Annotated in this window: 21 protein-coding genes and 6 pseudogenes; 18 read left to right on the forward strand and 9 right to left on the reverse strand. The window is 66.7% G+C overall.

What is annotated here, in order from left to right; translation table 11 throughout:
• Both NJ376_RS10205 and NJ376_RS10210 read left to right on the forward strand, forming a co-directional pair.
• Window positions 1-924 (forward strand): IS630 family transposase gene (locus tag NJ376_RS10205; protein ID WP_252953141.1). Its coding sequence is split into 2 segments (ribosomal slippage), with 925 coding nucleotides annotated over them: window positions 1-314 and window positions 314-924; the frame shifts between segments, so codons are not numbered across the junction. This gene is flagged as partial in the annotation.
• A 285-nt stretch (window positions 925-1,209) separates the two neighbouring features.
• Window positions 1,210-1,392 (forward strand): annotated as a pseudogene (locus NJ376_RS10210) (winged helix-turn-helix domain-containing protein); the annotation flags it as partial.
• Between the two features lie 60 nt (window positions 1,393-1,452).
• Here the strand turns inward: NJ376_RS10210 and NJ376_RS10215 are convergent.
• The 3 genes and pseudogenes from NJ376_RS10215 to NJ376_RS10225 all read right to left on the reverse strand — a co-directional run.
• Window positions 1,453-1,611, reverse strand: a pseudogene (locus tag NJ376_RS10215) (SDR family NAD(P)-dependent oxidoreductase); the annotation flags it as partial.
• 8 nt (window positions 1,612-1,619) lie between these two features.
• Window positions 1,620-1,943, reverse strand: coding sequence for an SDR family NAD(P)-dependent oxidoreductase (locus tag NJ376_RS10220; RefSeq protein WP_370288157.1), 324 nt, complete (start codon window positions 1,941-1,943; stop codon window positions 1,620-1,622).
• 66 nt (window positions 1,944-2,009) lie between these two features.
• Complete coding sequence (locus NJ376_RS10225) at window positions 2,010-2,195, reverse strand: hypothetical protein (RefSeq protein WP_456309202.1); 186 nt, start codon at window positions 2,193-2,195, stop codon at window positions 2,010-2,012.
• On the opposite strand from NJ376_RS10225, the gene NJ376_RS29275 reads away from it, so the two are divergent.
• Window positions 2,148-2,420, forward strand: coding sequence for a DDE-type integrase/transposase/recombinase (locus NJ376_RS29275; protein ID WP_370288158.1), 273 nt, complete (start codon window positions 2,148-2,150; stop codon window positions 2,418-2,420). The genes NJ376_RS10225 and NJ376_RS29275 overlap by 48 nt on opposite strands.
• A gap of 286 nt (window positions 2,421-2,706) precedes the next feature.
• Here the strand turns inward: NJ376_RS29275 and NJ376_RS10230 are convergent, their stop codons facing one another.
• From NJ376_RS10230 to NJ376_RS10240, 3 genes are read right to left on the reverse strand one after another with little or no spacing between them, the layout of a single operon-like run.
• Window positions 2,707-4,137, reverse strand: coding sequence for an efflux transporter outer membrane subunit (locus tag NJ376_RS10230; protein WP_252953143.1), 1,431 nt, complete (start codon window positions 4,135-4,137; stop codon window positions 2,707-2,709).
• Window positions 4,134-5,657 (reverse strand): MDR family MFS transporter, encoded by a 1,524-nt coding sequence (locus NJ376_RS10235; RefSeq protein WP_252953144.1) that lies wholly within the window; start codon window positions 5,655-5,657, stop codon window positions 4,134-4,136. The genes NJ376_RS10230 and NJ376_RS10235 overlap by 4 nt, the downstream gene beginning before the upstream one ends.
• The gene (locus NJ376_RS10240) at window positions 5,654-6,892 is read right to left on the reverse strand and encodes an HlyD family secretion protein (RefSeq protein ID WP_252953145.1); all 1,239 of its coding nucleotides are present in this window, start codon (window positions 6,890-6,892) and stop codon (window positions 5,654-5,656) included. Before NJ376_RS10240 ends, NJ376_RS10235 begins: the two co-directional genes overlap by 4 nt.
• Window positions 6,893-7,008: 116 nt before the next feature.
• Here NJ376_RS10240 and NJ376_RS10245 point away from each other — a divergent pair, with 116 nt between their 5' ends.
• Complete coding sequence (locus tag NJ376_RS10245; protein WP_252953146.1) at window positions 7,009-7,659, forward strand: TetR/AcrR family transcriptional regulator; 651 nt, start codon at window positions 7,009-7,011, stop codon at window positions 7,657-7,659.
• A gap of 348 nt (window positions 7,660-8,007) precedes the next feature.
• Complete coding sequence (locus tag NJ376_RS10250; protein WP_252953147.1) at window positions 8,008-8,466, forward strand: transposase; 459 nt, start codon at window positions 8,008-8,010, stop codon at window positions 8,464-8,466.
• A gap of 309 nt (window positions 8,467-8,775) precedes the next feature.
• On the opposite strand, the gene NJ376_RS10255 is transcribed toward NJ376_RS10250, so the two are convergent.
• Entirely contained in the window at window positions 8,776-9,477 is a 702-nt protein-coding gene (locus tag NJ376_RS10255) for a TetR/AcrR family transcriptional regulator (protein WP_252953148.1), read from the reverse strand.
• A gap of 127 nt (window positions 9,478-9,604) precedes the next feature.
• Between NJ376_RS10255 and NJ376_RS29280 the strand changes: the two are divergent.
• From NJ376_RS29280 to NJ376_RS10305, 11 genes and pseudogenes are all read left to right on the forward strand, one after another.
• Window positions 9,605-9,802, forward strand: a pseudogene (locus NJ376_RS29280) (HlyD family secretion protein); the annotation flags it as partial.
• 149 nt (window positions 9,803-9,951) lie between these two features.
• Window positions 9,952-10,710 (forward strand): HlyD family secretion protein, encoded by a 759-nt coding sequence (locus NJ376_RS10260; protein WP_252953149.1) that lies wholly within the window; start codon window positions 9,952-9,954, stop codon window positions 10,708-10,710.
• Window positions 10,707-12,299 carry an MDR family MFS transporter gene (locus tag NJ376_RS10265; RefSeq protein WP_252953150.1) on the forward strand — a complete coding sequence of 531 codons (1,593 nt, stop codon included), beginning with the start codon at window positions 10,707-10,709 and terminating at the stop codon, window positions 12,297-12,299. Before NJ376_RS10260 ends, NJ376_RS10265 begins: the two co-directional genes overlap by 4 nt.
• Window positions 12,300-12,317: 18 nt before the next feature.
• A complete protein-coding gene (locus NJ376_RS10270) occupies window positions 12,318-13,679 on the forward strand; it encodes a paraquat-inducible protein A (protein ID WP_256476268.1) in 1,362 nt (453 codons plus the stop codon).
• Window positions 13,676-15,358 (forward strand): PqiB family protein, encoded by a 1,683-nt coding sequence (locus NJ376_RS10275; RefSeq protein WP_252953152.1) that lies wholly within the window; start codon window positions 13,676-13,678, stop codon window positions 15,356-15,358. Before NJ376_RS10270 ends, NJ376_RS10275 begins: the two co-directional genes overlap by 4 nt.
• 23 nt (window positions 15,359-15,381) lie before the next feature.
• A complete protein-coding gene (locus tag NJ376_RS10280; RefSeq protein ID WP_252953153.1) occupies window positions 15,382-15,987 on the forward strand; it encodes a PqiC family protein in 606 nt (201 codons plus the stop codon).
• Window positions 15,988-16,024: 37 nt separating this feature from the next.
• The gene (locus tag NJ376_RS10285) at window positions 16,025-16,543 is read left to right on the forward strand and encodes a hypothetical protein (protein WP_252953154.1); all 519 of its coding nucleotides are present in this window, start codon (window positions 16,025-16,027) and stop codon (window positions 16,541-16,543) included.
• 79 nt (window positions 16,544-16,622) lie between these two features.
• A complete protein-coding gene (locus tag NJ376_RS10290; RefSeq protein WP_252953155.1) occupies window positions 16,623-17,024 on the forward strand; it encodes a glycoside hydrolase family 15 protein in 402 nt (133 codons plus the stop codon).
• A gap of 78 nt (window positions 17,025-17,102) precedes the next feature.
• A complete protein-coding gene (locus NJ376_RS10295; protein WP_252953156.1) occupies window positions 17,103-17,507 on the forward strand; it encodes a hypothetical protein in 405 nt (134 codons plus the stop codon).
• A gap of 535 nt (window positions 17,508-18,042) precedes the next feature.
• Window positions 18,043-19,188, forward strand: coding sequence for an HlyD family secretion protein (locus tag NJ376_RS10300; RefSeq protein WP_252953157.1), 1,146 nt, complete (start codon window positions 18,043-18,045; stop codon window positions 19,186-19,188).
• Window positions 19,189-19,195: 7 nt separating this feature from the next.
• Window positions 19,196-20,275 (forward strand): hypothetical protein, encoded by a 1,080-nt coding sequence (locus tag NJ376_RS10305; RefSeq protein WP_252953158.1) that lies wholly within the window; start codon window positions 19,196-19,198, stop codon window positions 20,273-20,275.
• Between the two features lie 14 nt (window positions 20,276-20,289).
• Here NJ376_RS10305 and NJ376_RS29285 read toward each other — a convergent pair.
• A pseudogene (locus NJ376_RS29285) lies at window positions 20,290-20,649 on the reverse strand (hypothetical protein); the annotation flags it as partial.
• On the opposite strand from NJ376_RS29285, the pseudogene NJ376_RS10310 reads away from it, so the two are divergent.
• Window positions 20,639-21,180, forward strand: a pseudogene (locus NJ376_RS10310) (transposase); the annotation flags it as partial. The pseudogenes NJ376_RS29285 and NJ376_RS10310 sit on opposite strands and share 11 nt — an antisense overlap.
• Window positions 21,181-21,335: 155 nt before the next feature.
• On the opposite strand, the gene NJ376_RS10315 reads toward NJ376_RS10310, so the two are convergent.
• Window positions 21,336-23,909, reverse strand: coding sequence for a mechanosensitive ion channel domain-containing protein (locus NJ376_RS10315; RefSeq protein ID WP_252953159.1), 2,574 nt, complete (start codon window positions 23,907-23,909; stop codon window positions 21,336-21,338).
• A gap of 455 nt (window positions 23,910-24,364) precedes the next feature.
• Between NJ376_RS10315 and NJ376_RS10320 the strand changes: the two are divergent.
• Window positions 24,365-24,855, forward strand: a pseudogene (locus NJ376_RS10320) (DDE-type integrase/transposase/recombinase); the annotation flags it as partial.

Genomic DNA, 24,855 nt, shown 5'->3' on the forward strand with positions numbered 1-24,855 from the left:
TCTTCGGGAGCGGGTGGTGGCGGCGGTCGCGGCGGGGACGTCGTGCCGAGCTGCGGCGGCTCGGTTCGGGGTCAGCTCCTCGAGCGCGGTCCGGTGGTGTGCCATGGCGAAGGGGGCGGGATCAGTTGCGCCGGGCCCACTCGGAGGCGACCGCCGCTCGTCGCGGATTGAGGCCCAAGCGGCGCTGATCCTCGGCCTTGTGGAGGAAAAGTCCGACATCACGCTGGCGGAGATCCAGATTGAACTCGCCAGGGCCGGTGTGGCGGCGGGCATTGGGACGATCTGGCGCTTCTTCGACCGCCGCCGGATGACGTGCAAAAAAAGACGGCGCACGCTGCCGAGCAAGATCGCCCGGACATCCTGAGGCGCCGCTGGGCTTGGTTCGAGGGACAACCCGACCTCGATCCCGACCGCCTGGTGTTTATTGATGAGACCTGGGCCTCGACGAAGATGGCCCGAACGCATGGACGGGCGCCTCGGGGCGAGCGCCTGCGCTCGCCGATCCCGCACGGGCACTGGAAGACGACCACCTTCGTCGCCGGGCTGCGCAACAGCGGCATGGTCGCGCCGATGGTACTGGATGGGCCAATCAACGGTGCCGCCTTCCAGGCCTATGTCGACCAGGTCCTGGTCCCCGAACTGCAACCCGGCAACATCGTCGTCATGGACAACCTCGGCAGCCACAAGGGCGCGGGCATCCGCGACGCGATCGAGGCCGCAGGCGCGAGCCTGCTCTACCTCCCGCCCTACAGTCCCGAGTTCAACCCGATCGAGAACGCCTTCGCCAAACTGAAAGCCATGCTGCGCAAGATCGCTGCGCGTACCGTCGAAGGTCTCTGGAACGCCATCGGCCATATCGTCGATGCTTTCACGCCCGCCCAATGCACCAACTACCTCGCCGCCGCCAGCTACAATGCAGCCTGATCGGAAACCGCTCTAAGAGGAAAGGCGCGTCCGCAGCCCAGCCCCCAGGCATCAAAACCACCAGCTGAGGCCGCTTCAGGCCGCATCACCTCTCCATCATCCAAACGGGCGCCTTTCGCAAAAATCTCCCAAGGGAAAGAGGATCAGCGGGCGGCCGCGCAGCCGTTCGGAGACACACCCGGATCGCCGGGATCAGCAGCGGGCGGCGTAGTGATCTACCTCTTCGAGACCTTCACCCTCGACACCGTCCGGCGCGAGCTCCGCCAGGGTGACGCCCTCGTCGCCGTGGAGCTGCAGGTCTTCGACCTGCTCGAATTCCTGATCCGGACGCGGGACCGCGTCGTCAGCCGCGACGACCTGATGGCCGAGGTCTGGCGCGGCCGCATCGTCTCGGAAGCGACGCTCAGCAGCCGGGTGAACTCGGCCCGCGCCGCCATCGGCGACAACGGCGCGGAATGGCGCCTGATCCAGACCCTCCACCCCTCCCGGCGCCACCGCATTGGTCCGTATGCCATCCGGCCCGTAGATGAAAGCGGTGCTTCGCGTCAGCCCCAGCAGGGCATGTTTGGACGTGGTGTAGGCCGCCCCGGCAGCCGAGCCTCGCAAGTCAGCAGCCGAAGCGACGTTCACGACACTGCCCCGACCCGTTGCGAGCATCACAGGCAGGGCTGCACGGGTTAATCGCATCACTGCCGTCAGGTTGACGGCCAACACCCTGTCTCAGGTATCGTCATCGACTCCGCGGCTGGCAGGAAACCGTTCATGATGCCAGCCACATTGGCGAGTGCGTCCACGTGGCCGGCGCAGGCCTCGACGATCCTCCGGACGACCTCCTCACGGCAAATGTCGCCAGCGACCGTCAGCAGAATGCCGCCCGCCTTCTCCCGGCCGAGTGCCGCCAGACGGTTCTCGTCAATGTCGGTGGCGACGACGCGGGCGCCCTCTCGAAGAAACCGCGCGGCGGTGGCCCGGCCGATTCCCAAGCCGGCGCCTGCGACGATGACGTCTGTCCAACAAATCTCTCGGGCACGAACTGCATGAGAGGCCTCCTCATTCGTGGACTCGCCATCTCCGGATGAGGCCGCTCATCGCAGGAACAGCCGGAACCGGTGGAGCGAGAGCAGGAACAGCATAGCTCCGATCCCGACAAGAGCTGCGAACTGGAGCCAGACAACGCTAAACCCGGCGCCGCGAAACAGGATGGCCTGCGCGAGGATGACGAAATGCGTGTTCGGCGCGACCAGCATGATGAATTGCATGATCTCCGGCATGCTCTCCCCCGGTGTGACGCCGCCGGACAGCACCTGAAGCGGGTCGTGCTCGACATCCTCGTGCAGGGCCGGCGGAATGCGACCGCGGCGAAGCGCTTCTTCAAGCGTCTGCTGGTCGGCCTGAGGTACAAGCCGAAGCGTATCGTCACAGATGGCCGCGCAGCCACGGCGCGGCGAAACGCGAGGCCCTGCCCGACGTGCGGCACCGGACGAGCCGCTACTTGAACAACCGTGCTGAGAACTCGCATCGCCCGGCCCGGCGCCGGGAGCGCCAGATGCAGCGCTTCAAGTCGCCATAGCAGGCGTAGCGGTTCCTGTCGGTGCATGCCTTCATCTACGGCCAATTGCGGCCGCCACGGTACCTGATGTCCGCCGCCCAGCACCGTCACGCCCGCGCCAAAGCTTTCCAGAGATGGCGACAGGAGATGTGCGTCCCGAGATCGCCGTGAGTTCGTGCGCCTCCACCTGAGCGCCAGAACTCAGCTTCGCATCAGGCAAGCTGACGATGCCATCACAATCCCGACCTATCCGGCGTGCCCCAACCGAGACCGAGGGCTTTCTGGAGGGAGATGAAGCTGTTGGTCAGCGCTGCCCTGGCCTGCACCACGCTCTGCTCCGTCTGCACGCGCTGCCGCTCGGTATCGAGGACGTCAGCGAGCGATGCCGTGCCTGCCTGCTGGCGCTCACGGGTCAGCGCCGCGGCACGGCCGGCCGCCGCTTCTGCCGATGTGAGCCGGAGGAGGGTCTCGCGCTGGTGACCGAAACGGGAAAGGGAGGTCTCCGCATCGCGCAACGCCCCGAGCACAACCTGCCGATACTGTTCCGCGGCCTCGTCCCGGCCTGCCCTGGCTTGGTCAACCCTGGCACTGGTCCTGCCAAAGCCCAGGAAGTTCCAGCTGATCGATGGCCCGCCCAGATAGGCAAGGCTGCTGCTGCTGAAGAAGCGCGACGCGTCGGTACCGCCGAAGCCGATCGTGCCGAAAAGGCTGACGGAGGGGAAATACTGCGCGACCGCCTGCCCGATCTGCGCGTTGCTGGCGGCTAGCTGGCGCTCTGCCTGGCGAATGTCCGGGCGGCGGCGCAGCAGGGCGACAGGATCGCCAATCGACACCATTGCAGGCGGCAAAGGGATGGAAGCGGGGCGTGCAAGCTGGTTGTCCAGCTCTCCAGGCTCCAGGCCGACCAGGGTGGCGATCTGGTCGAGATACTGGTCTGCCTCGGCCCGTACCTGGGTGGTATCGGCCAGCGTCTGGTCGAGCTGCGTCGTCAGGCGTTCGACATCTGCCTGTGACGTCGAGCCAAGCGAGCGACGCTGCGAGGTGAGGTGCAGGACGCCCCGCTCGATTTCCCCGGTCTGGCGATACAGTTCCTCCCGGCGCTGCGCCGCGCGCAGCTTGACATAGGTTTGCGCCACCTCTGCCGCGAGCTGGACCTGCGCATCAGCGAGGGCCGCCTCCTCGGCTTCCGCCCTCGCCCGGGCGCCTTCGATACCGCGCCGTGTGCCGCCAAACAGGTCCAGCTCCCAGCTTGCATCGAAGCCGACGCTGTAGAGATCCAGCTTTGTGGCCGAGGAGCCGCCCTGGCTTCCGGTGAGGCTGCCCGTAGGCAGGCGGGAGTGCAGGGCAAGGCCGCTCGCTGACCCCTGCGGGAAAAGCCCGGCCCTGTCTTCCGAGACGACAGCCCGTGCCCGACGTAGCCGCGCCTGCGTGGCGCGAACGGTAGTACCGTTGTCCAGGGCGATCTCTATCAACGACGTGAGCACGGGGTCGTCCAGACCTGTCCACCAGCGCGCGACCGGTGATGTGGAAACGACCGGGGCCAGCCCAACCCGGCGGAAGTTGGGGGAGCTGGCGGCCGCCGGCGCCACCTCGGGCGGTCCGGAATAGTCGGGACCGACGGTGCAACCGGCCAGGGCGACAGCCAGGAGGATTGCCCGCCTCACGCCACCGGCTCCCGCCCTGCTTCCTTGGGCAGGGGGCGTAGCAGCAGGGCCAGCGGGATGATGGCGATAAGCGCCACGCCGAAGACATGGAACAGGTCGATATAGGTCATGACGGTGGCCTGCTCCTGGATGGAACGCGCAAGACCGGCGATGCCGAGGCGCTGCACCGCCTCCTGCCCGAGCACGGAATTGGCGGTGATGGACTCCTGCAGGCGGTCGATGTGTAACGTCAGCCGTTGGTCTTGCAGGGTGGAGACCGCTGCCAGGCCGAAAGACCCACCGAGGTTACGGGCAGCGTTGTACAAGCCGGAGGCGTCATCCGCATTCTCTCTCGGCACGGCCGCGGTCGCCGCCTGATTCAGGAAGAGCATGGCAAAGAACTGAGCGAAGCCGCGGACGACCTGGGCCCAGAAAAGGTCGTCGCCGGTGGATTCTGGCGTAAGTCCCGTATCAATGAAACAGCTGGCACCGAAAAGCAGCAGGCCAAGCGCGACGGCAAGGCGAACATCCACGAAACGCACCAGGAAGGGGAAAACAGCAAGCATCAGTAGTGTCGGCACGCCGCTTATCGCCGTCACCAGTCCGGCCTGCTGTGAGTTGTAGCCAGGAACGGCCACCAGGAATTGCGGGATGATGTAGAGGATGCCGTAAAGCGCGGCGCCGACCATCAAGCCCATGACGAAGACGCCGAAGAAGCTGCGCCCCAGTAGAATACCGAGATTGATGACAGGCTTACGCGCCACGAATTGCCCGGCAATGAGGCAAGCGAAACCGATCAGCGCCATGACGCTCAACCATCGAATGAAGTCGGACTCGAACCAGCGCTCGCGCTGCCCCTCTTCCAGAACGACGGTCAGGCCGCCCAGTCCGAGAACGAGACCGATGAGGCCAAGCACGTCGGCTTCGAGAAAGTCCCGCCAGCGAATGCGCGCGCCGGGCAAGCCAATGAGCAGCAGGACCAGCAGCCCGATGCCGATAGGAAGATTGATGAAGAAGGAGTAGTGCCAGCTGAAGCTCTCAGTAAGCCAGCCTCCTAGGACGGGGCCAATTACAGGGCCGAGCACCGCTGTCATGCCGAACAGCGCAATGCCAACAGGCCGCTGACCCGGCGGCAGGCGCGTGGCGACGATGGTAAGCGCTGTCGGGATCATGGCACCGCCGGTGAAGCCCTGGCCGACGCGGCCGATGATCATATGCGCCAGATTCTCGGCGATCCCGCACCACATCGAAAACAGGGTGAACAGGATGGTGGCGGCCAGCAGGAGATTGCGCAGGCCGAGGATGCGTTCGAGCCAACCGGCGAGCGGGATCATGACGATCTCCGCCACCAGATAGGCGGTCGAGATCCAGGTCCCCTCGCTGCTGCTCGCACCGATTTCGCCCTGGATGGTTGGCAGCGAGGCATTGACGATGGAGGTGTCGAGCGTCGCCATCAACGAGCCCAGCGTGCCCGCCGCTACGGCAAGCCAGGCGGCTGCATCAGCCTTGCCGCCTCCGGTCGGAGGGGCGCTCCGGCTCATTGATGGTCCCCGGCAGAAGGCGCTGCATCCGCGCGGCGGATTGTGGCGGGCGCTGAGGAGCGACTTGCCCGCGCGGAGCGGCCTTCCTCCACATTCCGTGTGTCCACCTCGGCCGTCACCGACAGGCCCGGCACCAGCACCGCCCGGTCGTCAGGCTCCGCCTCGACATGGATGCGCACCGGAACGCGTTGGACGATTTTGGTAAAATTGCCCGTGGCGTTGTTTGGCGGGATGAGGGCGAACTGGGCGCCTGTGCCGGGCGAGATGCTATCGAGCGTGCCGCGGATCGTCCGGCTGTCGAGGGCGTCCACCTTGATGGAAACCGGCTGGCCAGGCCGCATGCGGCCGATCTGCGTCTCCTTGAAGTTTGCGACTAGGTAAAGAGCGTGAACGGGAACCACGGTCATCATCCGCGCACCCGGTTGCATATATTGTCCCGGGCGGACAGTCCGGTCTCCGACCCGCCCGTCGATACTGGCCCGCACCACCGTTGAATCCAGATCCACTTGGGATTGCTGCTGCAGGGCCTCGGCCTGCTCGATCTGCGCCCGGCTCTGCTGCGCCTGGGCACGTAGGGTCTCGATCTGCCGCTGGGCCGCAAGCAGGGCCGCCGATGCTTGCGCAAGCTGGGCCCGGGCCTGATCGCGGTTCTGCCGCATCTGGTCGGCGCGCTCCCGGGGCTCGGCCCCGGTGGCAGCCAGCCGGGCGTACCGGGTGGCTTCCCGCTCTGCAAAGGCGACCTGCGAGCGAGCACCGTCGACCTGGGCTTGCGCCTGGGCAATCTGGGCCTGCTGCGCGGAAATCTGGGCCTCGGCCTCGGCGAGATTGGCCCGCCCGACATTGGCTTGCGCTACCGCCTGCGCCAACCGCGCCCGGATGTCCCGCCCGTCTAGCTCGACAAGGGGCTGCCCGGCCCGCACGACCTCATTATCGCCGACCAGAACCTGGTGGACGATGCCCGGCACCCGGGAGGAAACTGCTACCTGGTCGGCCTGCAGATAGGCGTCGTTGGTGGACTCGACGAAGCGGCCCTCCGTCCACCAATGCAGACCCCAATAGGTACCCCCAACCAGAATCAGCAGACCAGCGACGATCAGGCCCCCTCGGATGAGCCACTTTCGCCGAGGCGACGCCGGACGCTTTGCCGGCTTCCCGGTACCCGCCCCAGACTCCGGTGCAAGGCTGTCACGTGGCGGGTCGGGTGGACCGGAGTTGCTCGCCTGAGCCAAAGCCATGTCACGTGATCCGTTGCGGAATGGTGTCGCCGCATGCGATAACGCTGAACGAGACCGTCCCGTTCCATAAATCCATTTTGAGGGGACAAGGGCCGCCAACCGGCTAAGAGAGCGGTATGGGAGCTAGTCCGAAGCAGCGGAAACGACTGGGCCGGCCGGATGCGCAGGCTTCGGAGGCGCTGGACCGGCATATCTTGGAGACGGCGGCGCGGCTGCTGATCGAGCAGGGTTATGCCGCGACCTCCATTGAGCAGATCGCAGTCGCAGGACGCGTCGGCAAGCAATCGATTTACCGCCGCTACGGCTCCAAAGAGGGGATTTTCAAGGCTGTCCTGAATGATCTGGCCAAGCCGCTCATGGACCTCGTCGACCGGGCGAATGTTGAGTCTGAGGACCCTCTGGCGGATTTGAGGGAAGTTTTATCCTTGACCTTGGAAACTGCGAGTCGCCCAGACGCAGCTGAAATGTACCGGATCCTTACGGCGGAAGCCAAGCGCTTCCCTGCCTTTATCGATGACGTCCATGATGGCCTTTCGGTGCCGATCCACCGAATGATTGTGCGCCTACTTGGCGCGGCCCGCGCGGCGGGCCAGTTGCGGTCGGACGGCGATGACGAGATGACGGCCATGGTCCTGAGGGGGATGATAACCGGCTGGACGCTCCAGGAAAGCCTGAAGGGCCGCCTTGGCCTCAGCGATCGGAAGGAGCGCGAAGCTTTTTTCGCACGAGCTTGGGATATATTTCTGAAGGGAGCTAGTCAGCCGTGAAATAGGTTGAAGGTGGCGGCTTTCCGGCGGTTGCGCTGTTGGAGAAGTACCCGGTTATTCAGGATTGCTCCGGAATGAGGCACGAAACCTTGCAAACCGAGGCGTGTGTCGCGGGACCAGGAGCGGTATGATTCGGTTGGAGGCAGCCGGCAGGGAGCCCGTCGATGCGCCCCAAGCAGTCCGAGGCCGAGCCGCAGGAGGATCTCATCCGCGCCGGGCTGGAGAACCTGGTCGACCCGCGGCATGCGCTGGTGCGCCTGGCGGCACTGACCGACTGGGGCCGGTTCGAGGTCGAGTTCGGGGCGCTCTACACCGACGGCGGCCGCCCCGGGGTTGCCGACGCGGCTGATGGTTGGCCTGCACCTGCTGAAGCACGTGGACGGGCTCTCAGACGAGGCGGTCTACGCGCGATACCTGGACAGCCCCTATGCGCAGTTGTTCTGCGGCGAGACCCACTTCCAGCACGCCCTGCCGCTCGACCGCTCCTCGATGACGCGTTGGCTTCAGCGCATCGGGCCGAAGCGGCTGGAGGTGTCGCACCGTCGGTGGCGCACGCGTCCGCTGCACATCTGCGACGCTCCGTTACAGGGCCTGCCGCAGGGCAAAGGCGATCTGCTCGTCCGTGTACCGCTTCTGCTTCACGGCGCCCTCCTCCTGGAATCAGAGTGTCCGAAAAAGCTGCGTTCCACCCGGACCACTTTCCGGATTCAGGACCACAGCCTCGTAGGCCGGCCAATTCTGCACCCGGTAGCGGGCCTTCGGGATGCGGTGGCGGCGGCTGGCATTATGCTTGAAGGGCATGCCTGAGAGCGTAACGGCTTGCCCGCAGCTGGTCTACCCGTCCCGAGAATCCACCCTGAGGGAACTTTCGAGCGACAGCCCGAATGGGCGAGTTTGGCCGGAAGCTGTCAGTCCGCTTAGAGCGTTTTCGGTTTACATACGTTCACCGAAAACGCTCTAAGCCTTTGTTTGCAGAGCAGATTCACGCCTTCGGGCGATGCCGCCCTACGGCGATCTGCTCTAGCGGTCAGGAGATTTGGAAAGCAGACGTCTGAATCTGACGTTGGGCGTTGCCTCCTGCTGCGGTCGCAATCGCCTTTCCTCCAACGAGGCGCGTTAGTGCGGCGGCGGCCCATTCCGCACGCCATTGAGGAAGAGCCGCACGGCCGCCACCAGCCGTCTGTCCTGCTCGACCGGATCGGCAGGGGCAATATACACTGCCAGTCGAGAGCCGCGGCCGAGCACCAAGCTGAGGAACAGGTCGGCGGTCAGCAGCGGGTCCGGCACCACGATGGCGCCCTGCCGCGCGAGTTCCGTCAGCATCTGCGCCACGGCGTGCGCCGCCTTCAGCCAGCCCTCCTCGTAGGCCAGGCGACCAAGGTCCGGGAACTGCACGGTCTGGGCCGAGAGGATACGGCCCATCGCCAGGGCTTCTGGAGTGGACGAGAAGGCCAGCATCTCCCGCCCCAAGTCCAGCAGCATCGCCTCAGCTGCCTCTGCGTCCGGCTGAACAGCTTTGACTGTCACATGCCTGGAAAACGGCACGAGCCAGCGCCCGATGCGGTACCTAAGCACTGCCTCGAACAGTTCCCGCTTGTCGCGGTAGCGGGCGTAGACGGTCTGCTTGCTCACGCCAGCTCGCTCGGCCAGGGCATCCATGGACGTGCCCTCAAAGCCGCGCTCCAGGAACAGCGCGGCGGCCACCTCGACCAGCCGCTCGTCGCGCGCTGCCGCTTCGGCCCGTGTCGGGCGCCCGCCACGGCCTCGCCCTGGCTTGGTCGCAACGCTTCCAGGCGGCACCTTGGCATCAAAACTCATTGCCATCCGTCCTCAATGGCCTTAATGGAACCATACAGTTCAGTTTTATTCAGGCACAATGAACCAGATCCGCGGCGCCGATAGCCAGCCCGCCTCCGCTCCCGCAACCTCTGCCACCCCGGCGCGGATGGCAAAACGCCCTTCCAAGCGGCGCCTCGTGCTGCTGGCGCTAGCGCTGCTCGTGCTGGGGGGCGGAGGGTACTATGGTTGGCACTGGTGGACCGTGGGCCGCTTCTTGGAGACTACGAACGACGCGTACCTGCAGGCCGACAAGGTGACGGTGGCGCCGCGCGTCGCGGGCTACGTGGCCCGGGCCTTGGTTGCCGATAACCAGGTCGTCCACGCCGGTGACCTGCTGGCCGAGATCGACGACCGCGAGTACCGCGTGCTGCTGGCCCAGGCGGAGGCGGACGCGCGAAAGCCCAGGCCTCCATCGAGGACTACGCCGCCGCCGTCCAGCAGCAGCAGGCGCAGGTGCAGGTCGCCCGCGCCGATCTCAGCAACGCCGAGGCGGCGCTGGCCTTTGCGGTGCAGGAGGCGCAGCGCTACCGCGATCTCCTGCGCACGGGTGCCGGGACCATCCAGCGCTCGCAGCAGAGCACGTCCGACCTGCAGCAACGGCAGGCCGCGGTCGAGAAGGCACGTGCCTCATTGATTGCCGCGGAACGGCAGATCAGCAGCCTGGAGGCGCAGCGCGCCAGCGCCGTCGCCTCCCTGGCCGGAGCGGAGGCCAAGGTGGACCAGGCCAGGCTGAACATCGAGTACACCACCATCCGCGCCCCGATCGACGGCGTGGTGGGCGACCGCTCGCTGCGCCGCGGGCAATACGTCTTGGCCGGAACGAACCTGCTGACGCTGGTGCCGATGGGTCGCGACATCTACCTGACCGCGAACTTCAAGGAAACGCAGGTCGGCGCGATGGTGGCCGGGCAGCCCGTCACCTTCACGGTCGATGCCTTCGGCAGCCATGAGTTCCATGGCCGCGTCGAGAGCTTCGCACCCGGCACCGGGGCGCAGTTCGCGCTGCTGCCGCCGGAGAACGCCACCGGCAACTTCACCAAGGTGGTGCAGCGCGTTCCCGTGCGCATCGCGCTTGACGCCGGGGACCCATTACTGGCGCGGCTGCGGCCGGGCCTGTCGGTCGAGGCGACGGTGCACACGGGCGGCAACGAGGCTGTGGCCGTGGTCCCGTCGCCCGACATCGCCCAGCTGAGCCCGGCACGGCCGCGGTGAGCGCCGGGACCGCGCCTGCCGCGGCAGGGCCCGGCTCCGTCGCCGAACGGGCCAGCGCGCGGGACTGGCTGGCGGTCGCCGGCGCCATCCTCGGCGCCTTCACGGCCATCCTCGACATCCAGATCACCAACGCCTCGCTCAGCAACATCCAGGGCGCGCTCGGCGCCTCGACGGAAGAGGGGAGCTGGATCTCCACCGCCTATCTGATGGCGGAGATCATCGTTATCCCTCTTACCGGCTGGCTTGGCTCGGTGATCGGACTGCGGCGCTACCTTGTCGCCAACACGCTGCTCTTCATCGGCTTCTCGGTGGCCTGCGCGCTGTCCTCCTCGCTCGGCGAGATGATCCTCTTCCGCGCGGGTCAGGGTTTCACCGGCGGCGTGCTGATCCCGACCGCCGTGGTGATCGTCCGCACCCGCCTGCCGCGCGCGCAGCAGACGATCGGCATCGCGCTGTTCGGCCTGACGGCCACCTTCGCCCCGGCGATCGGCCCGACCGTGGGTGGGTGGCTGACCGACAACCTGTCCTGGCACTACATCTTCTACCTGAACCTGCTGTTCGGCCCGCTGGCCGTGCTGATCCAGCTCACCGCCTTCAACAAGGCACCGGCCCAGTGGGGCGAGCTGCGCAAAGGCGACTGGCTCGGCATCGCCCTGATGGCGGCGGGCCTCTCCTCGCTGACCTTCCTTCTGGAGGAAGGGCAGCGCAAGGGCTGGTTCGGCTCCCCCATCATCGTCCAGGCCGCCGTGGTCGCCGCCATCGGCATCGCCGGCTTCGTGATCCGCGAGCTGACGACGCCGCGTCCCTTCATCAACCTGCGCGTCCTGGCCAACCGCTCGGTCGGCGGTGGCTGCCTGCTGATGACGGTGCTAGGCGCCGTCTCCTTCGGGTCGATCTACGTGATCCCGGTCTATTGCGCGCAGATCCAGGGCTACAACGCGCAGCAGATCGGCTACGTCGTGATGTGGAGCGGCCTGCCGCAACTCTTCCTGTTTCCGCTGATGCCCCTGGTGATGCGCCGCGTGGACCTGCGCCTGCTGGTAATCGCGGGCACGCTGTTCTTCGCCGTCAGCTGCTTCATCAACGTCAACCTGACGCATGACGTCGGCATGGACCAGCTGATCCTGCCGCAGCTGCTGCGCGCGGTCGGCCAGCCACTCTTCACCATCCCGCTGTCGCAGATCTCGACCGCCGGGCTGGCGCCGCGCGACACCGCGGACGCCTCGGCGCTGTCCAGTATGATGCGCAATCTCGGCGGCTCCATCGGCATCGCCACGCTGGCCACCATGATCGACCGGCGCGAGCACTTCCACTTCTCCGCCCTGGCCGAGGCGACCACCGTCAACGCGACGCGCACGCAGGCGTATCTAGCCAAGGTGGCGGCCGCCATGCAGGCACATGTCACCGACCCGGTGCATGCCAAGGCGCAGGCCGTCAGCATGCTGGCCCAGCAGGTGCGGCGGGAAGCCTATGTCATGGCCTATGCGGACGCGTTCTGGCTGGTGGCCGTCGGCCTGCTGATCAGTCTCCTCGCCGTGCTGATCCTGCGCAAGCCAGACAAAAAGGCCGCGCCCGTGGAGGCGCACTGAGTGCCCGCCAGCAGTTCCATGATCCAAGGCCAATCTCGGTGGCAAGGCGGTCGGTCGGTCGGCCGGCAAACCCGTTGTGAAGAGCCGTCCAGGGGCAAGCTGCGCGCCTGTGACGATTGCGGCCTGCTGGTGCGGCTGCTGCATGAGGAGGCCGGGGTGGACTGTCGCTGCCCGCGCTGTGACGCCGTGCTGCGGCGGCACCGGGGCAGCCCCCTGCACGCGCCGCTGGCCCTGGCGCTCGCCAGCCTCATCCTGTGCCTGCTGACCTTGTCGACGCCGTTCCTGACGGTGCGCCTGCTGGGGCAGTCCCGCGGCAGCCAGGTGGAAACCGGGGCCTGGGCCTTTGCCGATGATGGGCTGTGGGTGCTGTCGCTGGTGCTGATTGCCACCGTGGTGCTGGTGCCGGTGCTGCGGCTGTCCTTGCGCATCCTGGTGCTGGGCGGCGTGCAGATGCGCCAGCCCTCCCGCTGGCTGCCCAGCCTGCTGCGCTGGCACGAGCATCTCGGCGCCTGGAGCATGCTGGAGGTGTTCCTGTTCGGCGCGCTGGTCTCCTATACCCGGCTGGTGGACTTGGCTGCGGTCGAGCTCGGTCCCGCGGTGTACGGCCTGGCCGCCGTGGTGCTTGCCATGGTCGCCGCCGATGCCGCCTTCGAGCCCCAGGCGGTCTGGGACGCGCTGGAAAGCCGGGGCGTCATGGCTCACCCGGCGCGGCAGGGACCGGCACATGCCAAGACCCCCCTGGTCAGCTGCCATTGCTGCCGTCGCGTTGAGCCCGCCAGGCTTGGCGAGCCTTGCACGCGCTGCGGCACACCGCTGCACCATCGCAAGGTCAACAGCACCGCGCGCTGCTGGGCGCTGATCACTGCCGCCGCCATCCTGTACGTCCCGGCCAACCTCTTCCCGGTGATGACTATCGTCACCTTGGGGCGCGGCGGGCCGCACACCATCATGGGCGGCGTGGTGGAATTCCTGGAGAGCGGCTTCTGGCCCCTGGCGCTGATCGTCTTCACCGCCAGCGTGGCGGTGCCGATGCTGAAGCTGGTCGGGTTGGCCATGATGCTGGTGGCCATCCACCATCGGTCCGCCCGCGGGCTGCGCTTCCGCACCCGGCTGTACCGGCTGATCGAGGTGCTGGGCCGCTGGTCCATGATCGACGTCTTCGTGGTCGCCGTGCTGATCGCCTTGGTGCGCTTCGGCACCCTTGCCTCCATCACGGCGGAGGTGGGCGCCGCCTGCTTCGGGGCCGTGGTGATCCTGACCATGCTGGCCGCCGAGGCCTTTGACCCCCGCCAGATGTGGGATGTGGCCATGCCATCCGCAGAGGACGGGGCCGGAGCGCGCGCGATCTTCGTCGTGCCTGAAAGCAATCACACCGCATGAGCAACGCCGAACCCGAGATCAGCCCCGAGATCACCGAGGCCAAGCCGCACCGGCGCCGCTTTTCCTGGATCTGGCTGATCCCCATCGCCGCCGCTGCTGTGGCGGCCTATCTCGGCTACTCCACCTTCAGCACGCGCGGCCCGCTGGTCACGATCCGCTTCTCCTCCGCCGATGGGCTGACGGCGGGCCAGACCCAGGTGCGCTACAAGTCGGTCAACATCGGCACGGTGGACTCCATCGCGCTGACCGATGACCTGGCCCGGGTGAATGTCCGGATCCGCATGCAGAAGGACGTGGAGGACCGGCTGACCGCCAATGCCCGCTTCTGGGTCGTGCGGCCGCGGCTGACGGCGAGTAACGTATCCGGCCTCGAGACCATCGTTTCCGGCGCTTACATCGAGTTCGATCCCGGGGCGCCGGGCGGCGAGAAGAAGCGCGCCTTTCGAGGGCTGGACGATCCGCCCGGCGTGCGCTCGGACGAGCCGGGGCGGGTCTTCACCCTGCACACGCACCGCCTGGGCGCGCTGGACCGCGGTTCCGTGGTGTTCTTCCGCGACGTGGCGGTGGGCGAGGTGCTGAGCTACGACCCGCCCGCGCTGGACGGCATGGTGACGCTGCGCGCCTTCATCCGCTCGCCCTACGAAGGCTACCTGCGCAAGGGTTCGCGCTTCTGGAACACCTCCGGCGTCAGCGTCGGCTTCGGGCCCAACGGGGTGAAGGTGGAGGTGGCCAGCCTGCGTGCCGCGCTGGCGGGCGGCATCGCTTTCGACACCCCGCCCGAGCTGCGCAACCAGCCCACGGCACCGGACGACGTCGTTTACAACCTGTACGACAACCAGGAAGCGGCCATCACGGCCACCTCGGCGGACCGGCTGGAATTCCTGACCTACCTCGACGGCTCCGTCAGTGGGCTGGCCGAAGGCTCCCCGGTGGAGATGCGCGGCATCCGCATCGGCAACGTGCAGAAGGTAGAGCTGGCCTACGACCGGCAGTCCGACAGGTTCGTGGTGCCGGTGCGCATCGCCATCGAGCCGCGCAACATCGCCTTTCCCGATGGCCGCCCGCAGGAGGAAGTGCTGGCCGCCGCGACCAGGCTGGTGCGCGAGGGCTTCCGGTTGCAGCTTCGCAGCGGCAACCTGCTGACCGGGCAAAAGGTCATTTCCCTAGACCTGGTGCCCGATGCGCCGCCCGCCGAAGTGCGCATCGAGAACGGCACCATCGTGCTGCCCAGCGTTGGTGGCGACAGCGACAACATCATGGCCGCGGTCGGCGCCATGGCAGGCAAGCTGGAGCGCTTCCCGCTGGACGAGATCGGGCAGAACCTGAACGCCGCCCTGGCCTCGGTGAACGGCGTGGTCGGCGGGCCGGAGCTGAAGGACGCGCTGGGCAGCCTGTCCGGCGCCCTCGGGCAGGTGCAGGAATTGGTGCGCAAGGCCGATGGCGGCATCACGCCGCTGCTGCGCCGCCTGCCGGAGATCGCCAACAACCTCGACCAGGCTGTCCGCCGCGCCAACACGGCCGTGGGCTCCATCGAGCGCGGCTATGGCGGCGATTCCTCCTTCAACCGCCAGCTGGATCGGACGCTGCAACAGGTGACCGACGCCGCCCGGTCCATCCGCTTGCTGGCCGATCTCCTTGGCCGCCATCCCGAGGCGCTGATCCGGGGCCGGACGGAATGAGCGCCGCCGACCCTGGAGACCACATGATTGTACCGTCCCGCCGCCGCCTGCTGGGCTGGGCGGCCCTGAGTCCTTTCCTGTCCAGCTGCTCCTCGCCCGAGCCGGACTACTACCGGCTGGTGGCCGTGCCGGGCGGCACGCGGGCGGCGCGACCGTTGCGGGTGGAGCTGCGGCAGGTTGGGCTGGCCCGCTACCTGGACCGGCGGGAGATCGTGCGCGGCGGCGCCTCCGTGCGCCTCGACATCCGGGACGGCGAGCGCTGGGCGGAGCCGATCGGCGACATGGTGACCCGCGTGCTGGCGGAGAACCTGAACCAGCGCCTGCCCGGCAGCCTGGTGGTGCCGGAGCAGAACGCCGTGGGCGGAGACCCGGAGGTCACCGCGGAGGCGGACATCACCCGCTTCGAGGATGACGGAACCGGCCGCGTGGTGCTGGAGGGCCGGTTTCAGGTGCGGCGGCTGGGCGGCCGCGCGGCCGGGCTGAACCGGCAGGTGGCAGAGGTCGTGCCCCTGCCCGGCAGCGGCACCGCTGCCCTGGCCCAGGCCATGAGCACGGCGCTGGGCCGCTTGTCCGACCAGATGTCGGAGGCGCTGTCCACCACACTGGCTACTGCGGTTCCGACAAGATGAGTCTCGCACCGGGTGCTTGCCCCCTTCGGAGGGAGAAATGATGTTCAGCCGTCGAAGCCGCGCTCTGCTCCTGTGTCTCGCGCTGGGAGGGTGTTCATCCAAAGGGGCAGAGATCGCCCGGGAAGCGAGAGCGTCCCTGATCGGCATGAAGGTCGAGGACATGCAGGCGTGCGTCGGGATACCCGAGCGCACCGCCAAGTTGGCCGACGGTTCCGAGCTGCTGTCCTACAAGCAGACGAACTCCAATGTCGGTGGCTTGGATGTGACCTTGCCCTTGCTGGGCGGGTTCAAGGTCGCTGGCAGCGGAGCATCCTGCCAAGCCATCTTCCGCGTGGCGCAGGGTCGTGTGATCGGCCTGAACTACACCGGCGACAGCGACGATTTCGTGGGGACCGACGGTGTCTGCGCTCCCATTGTGCGAGGTTGCCTGCGCTATCCCGAGCCGGCACCGGTTCCCACGCCTCCCGCCCCGCGAGTCGTTGCGCAGCCCGGCGTGCTGGAGCCCGAGGTTCTGCGCGCATTGAACCACGCTCCGCCCCCAGTGCCGGGAAACTGAGCGCGATCCCATGAGCGGGGGCCCGAGCGCTGGCGAGCCACTGGAACGGCGCTGTCCCGGCAGCGTGGCGCGTCCCTCTGTGTTCGCCCTCAAGGCTGCGAGGCCGCGCAACGGCCGTCCGCTGCGCGGCACGCTGGCGCGGATCGAAGCCGAGCTGCTGCGCGACGGCGTGGTGTACCGCTACCTTACCGACACCGAGGAGGCCGATGGCCTGACCGGCAACGAAGGCGCCTTCCTGGCGTGCAGCTTCTGGCGGGTGGACGCCTACCTGCTTCAGGGGCGCAAGGATGCCGCCCTGGCGCTGTTCGAGCAGTTGCTGGAATACGGCAACGACCTCGGGCCGTTCGCCGAGGAGTACGATCCGGCCACCTGTCGCCAGTTGGGCAACTTCCCGCAAGCATTCACCCACTTCGCGCTGGTTGGCACCGCTCACCGGATCCAGGCCGCAAGGGAACGCGCGAAGGTCTCTCATGGAGAATAGGGGGGTCCTGGTATGGAAATGTCCGGCATCGAAATGCCGACGCCTCCGAGGCGGCAGGAACTCCGAGGCAGCCCTGGGGTGGACTTGGTTGTCTTTGCCTATCCCGTTGCCAGCCCTTTCGATTCCGGAGATGGCGGTCTGTGCCTGGCCGCCAGTTGTGCCGCCCACCTCCGCACCCTCGAGGGGGTGACCAGAGGTCCGCTCGGTAAGCGCCTCATGGTCTTCGGGGTGAGCCAGCAATCGTGGCTCGTGCAGGAAGAGCTGGCCGCACGTCTCGGGATCACCTTCACCTTGGTGAGCGACATCACGGGTATCGTCAAGGACATGTTCGGCCTGAAGACGAAGCGTCTTGGCAGGAGGGACCGGCTGGTTCCGACACTGCTGCTGCTCTCAGGCGCCATCGAGATCCAGCGATACGAAGGTCCAGAGCTCAACCATCTCGACCTGGGCCAGGCGATAAGCACCGCCTACCATCATCGCTGACGTGTCGGACAGGCCATGTCGCACGTACAATGGATTCTGATGCTGATGACCGCCCTGTGCACGGCAGTTCATCTCGGCCGACTTGAGATACATTCCGGCCGCCTTGCTCCACGCAGATCATGGTGGTGGGGGACTGCGCGCCGATGAATCCGTTACCGAGTACCGGATCCGATGAGGCCGGGGTCTGATCGGGTGGGAGTCATGGATCTGGGCACCTGCCGCTGCCCCGCCGCCCCAGCTCCACGACCACCCTGCCGACAGATGGGCCGCCACGCCGACCGTCGAGAGGCGCCGACATGAGTGAGGGCAAGGGGCGGCGGCGCGGAGGCCCTCAGGGAGCGGACCCTGGCGGCCAGCGAGTTAACGCCTCGTCGCGGAGGAAGCGCTGCTGCGAACAGGAAAAGCTGGCGCGGGCGTTACCGTCCTCGATCCTTGGTCAGGGCAGCAACCCTGCTTTCGCCTCGATCTGCAGCCTCTCGCCCATGGCAGTCAGGATGCACCTTTCACACCGAAATCCGAGCGGAACCTGGTGCCTATGCAAGATCAAGAAGTGTCCCAGCCAGCAGCAGACCGCGCCCCGCCACAGGAGCCATCGCAGGCCGCCGTAGCGCCGCGCCGCGATGGCGGGCGTCTCGCGGCGGTTTGCATCGCGGCGCTGCTCGCCCTGCTGGTGGCTTGGTATGCGGCAGCCGATCGCTGGACGCCTTACAGCGGTACGGGCGCGGTCGCAGGCTACGTGGCCCAGGTAGCGCCAAGGGTCTCCGGTCCGGTGACCGAGGTGCTGGTCGAGGATAACAGCCGCGTCGAGGCGGGAGCCCCTCTGTTTCAGATCGACCCCACCCTGTACGAGTTCGCGGTGCGCCAGGCAGAGGCGGAGCTGGCTCAGACCCTGCAGGCTACCAATGCTGGCTCCGCCGGGATTGCGGCGGCCGAGGCGCAGGTTGCCCAGGCCCAGGCCAATCTGCAGAACGTGCGGGCATCGAGCTCTCGCACTCTGCAACTCGTCGAGCGCGGGGTGTACGCCCAGGCCCGTGGCGACGATGCGCGAGGAGACCTGCGCACGGCCGAGGCCCAGCTCCGCGCCGCCGAGGCGCAGCGCGACCAAGCCGTGCGGCAGCTGGGCTCCGCCGATGCCGACAATCCCCAGGTCGTCGCCGCCACCGCGAAGCTGCAACGAGCGCGCGCAGATCTCATCAACACGACCGTCACCGCGACGACAGACGCATTGGTCACCAACCTGACGTTGTCCGTCGGGCAGTATGCCACCGCCGGGCAGCCTGCCCTGACCACGATCGACACGCGCGGCGGCTGGATCGTCGCCGACTTCCGCGAGAACCAACTGCGCAATCTGGACCCGGGCGACCCTGTGGAGATCGCCTTCGACGTGGCGCCGGGACACATCTCCACTGGCAAGGTCCAGAGCATCGCCTGGGGTATCGACGCCGGACGGCGCTCCGCAGGCGGATTGGCACAGCCTGACAGCAGCACGCGGTGGTTCGAGCCCGCACGCCGCATCCCCGTGCGGATTGAATTGATGCCGGATGAGGCGGTGCCGCCCAAGCTTCGCATCGGCGGCAAGGTGTGGGTGGCGGTGAACGCGGCAGGCGACGATTCCGGCGTCCTCTGGCTCATTGCCCAAGGCCTGATGCGCGCCAGCTCCTTGATCTCGTGGCTGTACTGAAGCCGACATGGCCGCCGCACCCCGCCCATCCCCGACGGATGACCCATGGTTCGGCCTGCGCTGCGCACTGGGCATCATGGTCGCCCTGGCCCTGATCGAGCCGCTAGGGGTCAACCCTGGCATGATCCTGCCGACCATGCTGGTCAGCCTGCTCTGTGGCCAGCGTGGTCCTTACAGCCCGGTGAAGAGCATTGTCACGGCCATCATGCTCGTGGGATTGATCTGGCTCATCTTCGGTCTCTGCGTGCTGACGCAAGGCATGCCGGGCGTGCAGTTCGTCACGTTGCTGTTGGTCTGCTACGGCGCATTGTATCTGCTGATGCGCACCGGCAACCAGCTGGGCGTCATGGTGCTGGTCTTCACCAGCATGGTCGGCGTGCTTTTCGGCAGTTCGCGCGCAGCCGCGGAGGCGATGCGGGACGCCTTCACCATCACCGCCATCGTGTCAGCCATCCTGATACCGCTTTTGAACCTCCTGATGCCGCCCCGCGCCGATGCGGCCTCTCCGCCGCCTCCTCCACCCCCGGAACTGGAGCGCCCGGGCTTCCATGCCTTGCTCCGACTGGTGGTGCTGGCCCCTGTGTTGTTGGCCTTCCTGGCAGGCGCGCCGACCTCGAGGCTGATTTTCCTGATCCTTGTCGCGCTCGTGCTCGCCTACCCCACGCGGCAGGCGGGGCGCACGGAGGGGCGCGAACGGACCATTTCAACCCTGCAGGGCGGTTTCGCGGGTGTGTCGGTCCTTGTGCTGTTCACCCTCCAGGCACAGTTCCCGGTACTCCTGTTGCTGACGCTCCTGACAGCATTGTGGTTCACGGGACGCATGGTGAGCGGCCCGGGCACGGCCAACACCTATCAGCTTGCCCTGTCCGTGGTGGTGGTGATCGTGTCCGGCGCGACAGTGGATACGCATCCCCTTGAAACTGCCATGACCCGGTTGGCCCTGACCATCTCAGGGGCGGCATTTGGATTGGCCGCACTCTCACTCCTGGAGAAGGCGTTCGGACAGGCTGACGCACCTCGCAAGGGGCGGAAGAGTTCCGCACAGGCTACCCCTGCGAGCACGCCGCCGCCGCCGATCACGTCATAAATCCGCACGGGCTCTCCCAGCAGGACAATGGCGCCCAGCGCAGTGAAGACCGGAAGCAGGTTCATGGAGACCGCGCAGCGGTTCGGCCCAAGGATGTGCACACCGCGCACCCATAGAAACGGGAGAATGACGGAAGCCATTCCACCGACACCGACACCGACACCGACACCGACACCGGCACCGGCACCGGCATAGGCAGTCAGCGGCAGCGTATCGGCATTGAGCGACCGCATCGACGCAGGCGTAGCCGGAGATGCCGGAAACATGATCGCCAGAGCGCAAAGCGCCTGCATGTAGGTGGACTGCCAGCCGGCGACGGGAAGGATCCAGCGCTTCAACAGCATGCCGTAGAGCGCATAGACCAGCGCCGCCATCCTGGACAGCCGCACGCTACGCTCCACGCCCGAGAGCGGCGCCAGGGCGGGCTATGACGGCGCCAAGCGCAAGAGAGGCCCCAAGCTGCACATGGCGGTGGACACGATTGGCCACCTGCTGGCCCTGCATGTTACGCCCGCCGACGCTGAGGAGTGCGGCCAGGTGGCACGCCTGGCCCGAGCCGTGCAGTCCGCCACTGGCGAGGGCGTCGATCTGGCCTATGTGGACCAGGGCTACCGCGGTGAGCGGGCGGCCAACGCCGCCCGCAAGCACGGCATCGAACTCAAGCTCGTCAAACTGTCCGAAGCCAAGCGGGGCTTCGTTCTGCTGCCCCGCCGCTGGGTTATCGAGCGGTCCTCGGCTGGCCTACGCGCTTCCGCCGTCTCGTGAAAGACTACGAGCGCTACGCCAGCACTCTCGCCGACCTCCACATCGTCGCTTTCGTCTGCCCCATGCTCAAGCAGGCAGCGTTACTAGAGCAAACTCCGATCAGATGGAATCCTCTGATCGGAGGTATTTGCTCGCTATAACAACAACCTAGAGCGGGCTCCGTGAGCCAGTGCGAACGGAAACCGCTCTAGCCGAAGGTTCATAACGCCCTCTAGATGCCGGGGCAGGCCGGGTCGTCCGCGGTCTCGACCGTCGGGGCCTGCCTTGAGGCGAAGATATCTTGCTGGAACCCTGATTATTGCGCATTGCCGAGAGCCGTAGGCGGTGGTGAATGCCTCTCGGCCCCGGAAGCCGCAGCAGCCGATGTGTCATGCCGCGCGTCCGGCGCCTCCGTAGCCTGCCTCGCTGCCCGGGACAGGATCACCGCCTGCGCCGGTACCGCGATCTCGATGCCCAGTCTCTGGAAGCGCTTCTTGATGCGCCGGTTGAACTCACGCTGCACGCCCCAGCGGCCAGTATCCCTGCAGCGCATCTGGCCGAGCACCGTGGCCGTGGCGCCATCCACCTTGTCCACACCCCATAGCGCGAAATCGTCGAGGATTTGATCCCGGAAACTCGGGTCCTCGCGCAGTTCCGCGCCGATCTCCTTCAGCACCTCACCCACGCGGTCCGTGTCCTCCGAGGCGGTCACCGTTACCGATACGGCGGCATTGCCTATGCCCCGGTTGGTGTTCGTCACCGTCGTCACGGCGCTGAAGGGAATGGCGTGAACCGAGCCGTCGCCAGCGCGCAGGCGGATGGTGCGGACCGAAAGGTTCTCCACCGATCCCGACAGGCCCGAGACGGTGACCCAGTCACCCACCTGCATCGTGTTCTCCAGCAGCAGGAAGATACCCGTGATCACATCCTGCACCAGCTTCTGCGAGCCGAAGCCAAGGGCGACGCCGATGATGCCCGCGCCGGCCAGCAGAGGCCCGATGTTCACTCCGAGCTGCGACAAGGTCGTGAAGCCGACGACGATGATGATACCGGCGGACAAGGCGGAGCGCAGCAGTGGCAAAAGCGTGCGCAACCGTGCTGAACGCGCATACTCGCCGGCCTCCGACATGCGGGTGATCTGCCGGTCCATCCAGCTATTGGCGCCTTCCCAGATCACGACGGCAATGATAACGGCAATCAGCACCACCAGAGCCGCACCGGCTATCCGCTCGCCGAGGCCTCCGTCCCGGAACCAAGCGATCACCTCCACGCCCCAGACCTGCAGCACTGCAAGAAAGGTGACGACGCTCAATGTTGCCGCGATGACACGGCGCAGCACAGGATAGTAGCGGTTGGCCCGCGCCTCCAGGAAGGGAAGCTGCTGCGCCGTCTCAGGCTTGATGCGGAATACCCGGTCGAGGAGGCCCAGTAGAGCGACCGCGACGAGCCTGGCGACCACCAGCACCATGACCGTGGCGCCCGAATAGCGCAGCAACAGGCTATAGCCATTCTCGACCTCCAGCGCCCAGACGAACCACAGCCCAAGGAGGAGAAAGATTGCCGGGATGTGCCAGATCCGGGCCAGCCAGTTGCGCAGCATTGCGAAAGTGCTCGTGGAATCCCGGGGCGCGCGGAGCAGATCGGCCACGCCCTTGCGGCACTGCAACACCACGATGATGAGCAGGATGTGGTTGATCAGAATGATGAGCTTGGAAGCTGAGGCATAGGCCTGCGGGTACAGGCCGAGAATGCGGGCGATTTCCAGGACCGCCATGCCATAGATGGCTACGCCCGTCACGCGGCTTAGCCAGACCTCGATATAAGCTGCGGTCTCGTCGGTGATATGGAACAGGCGGAGTTCCCTGCAACCGGGCGCTACGAGGGCCCGCCCGATCACCATGATGATGTGCTGAATAACATAGGCATTGACCGCAGCCAGGACGATGAGCCTTACCGCCCAACCATCATTCAGACGCGCGGCGAGGAAATTCCCTGCCGCCGCGAAGGCGCCGACAGGGGCGAGTTCCAGAGCCAGCCGCATCAGCGCCAACGGCAAGCGGCGGAGGAAGCGCAATTCGGCCCTGCTGGCGATGGCGTCGCCATCGGTCGGGAGTTCGCCGGCGGCGACGCTTCTGCGCCGCTGCTCCACTCGCGTCCGTGCCCGCCCCTCGACCACCTGCATGGGCCGCCGGAGAACGCGCCGGATGAGCCATTGCGCAATGCCGGCGCCAGCCAGAGCCGCCGCCAACCTCCAGGCCGCGTCCAGTACGGCGGACTGGGCCAAGGGGTTGACGGCCATTCGCACGATCCAGTCCCACAGGAGTGGAATGCTGGAGACCGTGCGCCCCGCCGCCGCCAGATAGCCCGAGAGGGTGGCGAGCCAGGTGGAAACGGCAGCAATGATCTGCCCGAGCAGGCTGTCGGAGGTAAGCGAAACCGGCACTTCCTGCTCGGGTTCGGGCGCGTCCTGGCCGGATTTGGCCTGCGCCGATGCGTTCTGATCCTGAGCCGATGCCGCTTCAGCCGCATTGCCGCTCGCGCCGGCCGGGGCATTTCCGCCGGAGGCAGGCTGTGGTCCAGCCGAACCGGATTGTGGGCCTGGTCCCGGCGTGGCCTTCGCGACCGCCTCCAGAACCTTGATGACCTCCTGGCGTCGTGCGGCGTCGCGCAGGACATCGAGTGCCTGCCGGGCCTGATCGGGCGTGAGGGCCACGGCCGTGTCGGGCGTGGTGACGGCCGATCCCATGCCCGGCTGCTGCGCCCGCGCCGGCAGAGCAAAAAGGAGCAGACCGGTAAGGAGAAAAAGGAGTACCAGGCTTGATTTGGCGGAAGCGGCCGCTTCCGGCCGTTCTGATATTCCAGAACGTGTCGGACAGATCAAGTCCTGCATTATGGGGGCAAGTCCCTTCAAAGTCGTTGGCTCGCGCCTCAGCGAACGGAAGGCCAAAACGGTTGTCCATTCGGTCCCGCGCCAATCGGGACATGATGGCGCCCTCGAGCCGCCAGGGCCGCGGCAGTCACATCCGGAGGATCTGGTGTCGTCCGCCCGATATATCTGCGCCGCCACCCTCTCGACGCGTGTCGGCGCTTCGGATGCAGCAGGAAACGGAGGAACAGGCGACGAGTTGCCGCCCACGATGAGGCGGTCCTGGGCAGCCATGACCGAGCGGGTTGACCAGGATTGCTCGATATGCGGTCTTCCTGATCAAGATTACCACTCCTTTTGACGTGTCGATCGTCCTGGCCAGAAGCTCAAATTTTCGCTCGCCCGTTCTCGCATCATCATTCATCGGCGGGCTGTCCTCGGCCAGGGCGTGAGCATGCCTCACATGGCAGGAGATATGCCTCCAGCCCACCCTTCCGCACCTCCCCCGCTCGAGCCTGCACCGCTGCCTCCAGCGCCACGGCATCAGCCGCCTGCCAGAGACCGAGGGCAACAAGCCGGGGCGCTCCAGGTTCAAGCGCTACCCGATCGGCTACTTCCACATCGACATCGCCGAGGTTCGGACAGAGCAGGGCAAGCTCCACCTCTTCGTTGCCATCGACAGAACCTCGAAGTTCGCCTTCGCCGAGCTGCACGAGAAGGCCACGCGCCGCATCGCCAGCAACTTCCTCCGGGCGCTCGCCGCGGCCGTTTCCTACAGGATCCACACCGTGCTCACCGACAATGGCACACACTTCACTGAACCCACCGGCGATGGTTGGACGCCCGAGGACATCAAGCAGATGCTGGCGCGCAAGGAGCTGTTCCTCTGCCACGCCTTCGAGTTCGCCTGCGCCGAACTCAACATCGAACACAGGCTGGCCAAGCCTCGACACCCGTGGAATGGCCAGGT

The sequence above is a fragment of the Siccirubricoccus soli genome (assembly GCF_024178315.1).
GTDB classification, from domain to species: domain Bacteria; phylum Pseudomonadota; class Alphaproteobacteria; order Acetobacterales; family Acetobacteraceae; genus Siccirubricoccus; species Siccirubricoccus soli.

Coding starts and splice junctions, on each gene's coding strand:
- NJ376_RS29275 (WP_370288158.1), top strand. CDS start 2,148: ATGCGTGTTCGGCGCGACCAGCATGATGAATTGCATGATCTCCGGCAT.
- NJ376_RS10225 (WP_456309202.1), bottom strand. CDS start 2,195: ATGCCGGAGATCATGCAATTCATCATGCTGGTCGCGCCGAACACGCAT.
- NJ376_RS10235 (WP_252953144.1), bottom strand. CDS start 5,657: ATGAGCCGGAGCGCCCCTCCGACCGGAGGCGGCAAGGCTGATGCAGCC.
- NJ376_RS10240 (WP_252953145.1), bottom strand. CDS start 6,892: ATGGCTTTGGCTCAGGCGAGCAACTCCGGTCCACCCGACCCGCCACGT.
- NJ376_RS10245 (WP_252953146.1), top strand. CDS start 7,009: ATGGGAGCTAGTCCGAAGCAGCGGAAACGACTGGGCCGGCCGGATGCG.
- NJ376_RS10250 (WP_252953147.1), top strand. CDS start 8,008: ATGGTTGGCCTGCACCTGCTGAAGCACGTGGACGGGCTCTCAGACGAG.
- NJ376_RS10255 (WP_252953148.1), bottom strand. CDS start 9,477: ATGAGTTTTGATGCCAAGGTGCCGCCTGGAAGCGTTGCGACCAAGCCA.
- NJ376_RS10270 (WP_256476268.1), top strand. CDS start 12,318: ATGATCCAAGGCCAATCTCGGTGGCAAGGCGGTCGGTCGGTCGGCCGG.
- NJ376_RS10275 (WP_252953152.1), top strand. CDS start 13,676: ATGAGCAACGCCGAACCCGAGATCAGCCCCGAGATCACCGAGGCCAAG.
- NJ376_RS10280 (WP_252953153.1), top strand. CDS start 15,382: ATGATTGTACCGTCCCGCCGCCGCCTGCTGGGCTGGGCGGCCCTGAGT.
- NJ376_RS10285 (WP_252953154.1), top strand. CDS start 16,025: ATGATGTTCAGCCGTCGAAGCCGCGCTCTGCTCCTGTGTCTCGCGCTG.
- NJ376_RS10300 (WP_252953157.1), top strand. CDS start 18,043: ATGCAAGATCAAGAAGTGTCCCAGCCAGCAGCAGACCGCGCCCCGCCA.
- NJ376_RS10305 (WP_252953158.1), top strand. CDS start 19,196: ATGGCCGCCGCACCCCGCCCATCCCCGACGGATGACCCATGGTTCGGC.
- NJ376_RS10315 (WP_252953159.1), bottom strand. CDS start 23,909: ATGCAGGACTTGATCTGTCCGACACGTTCTGGAATATCAGAACGGCCG.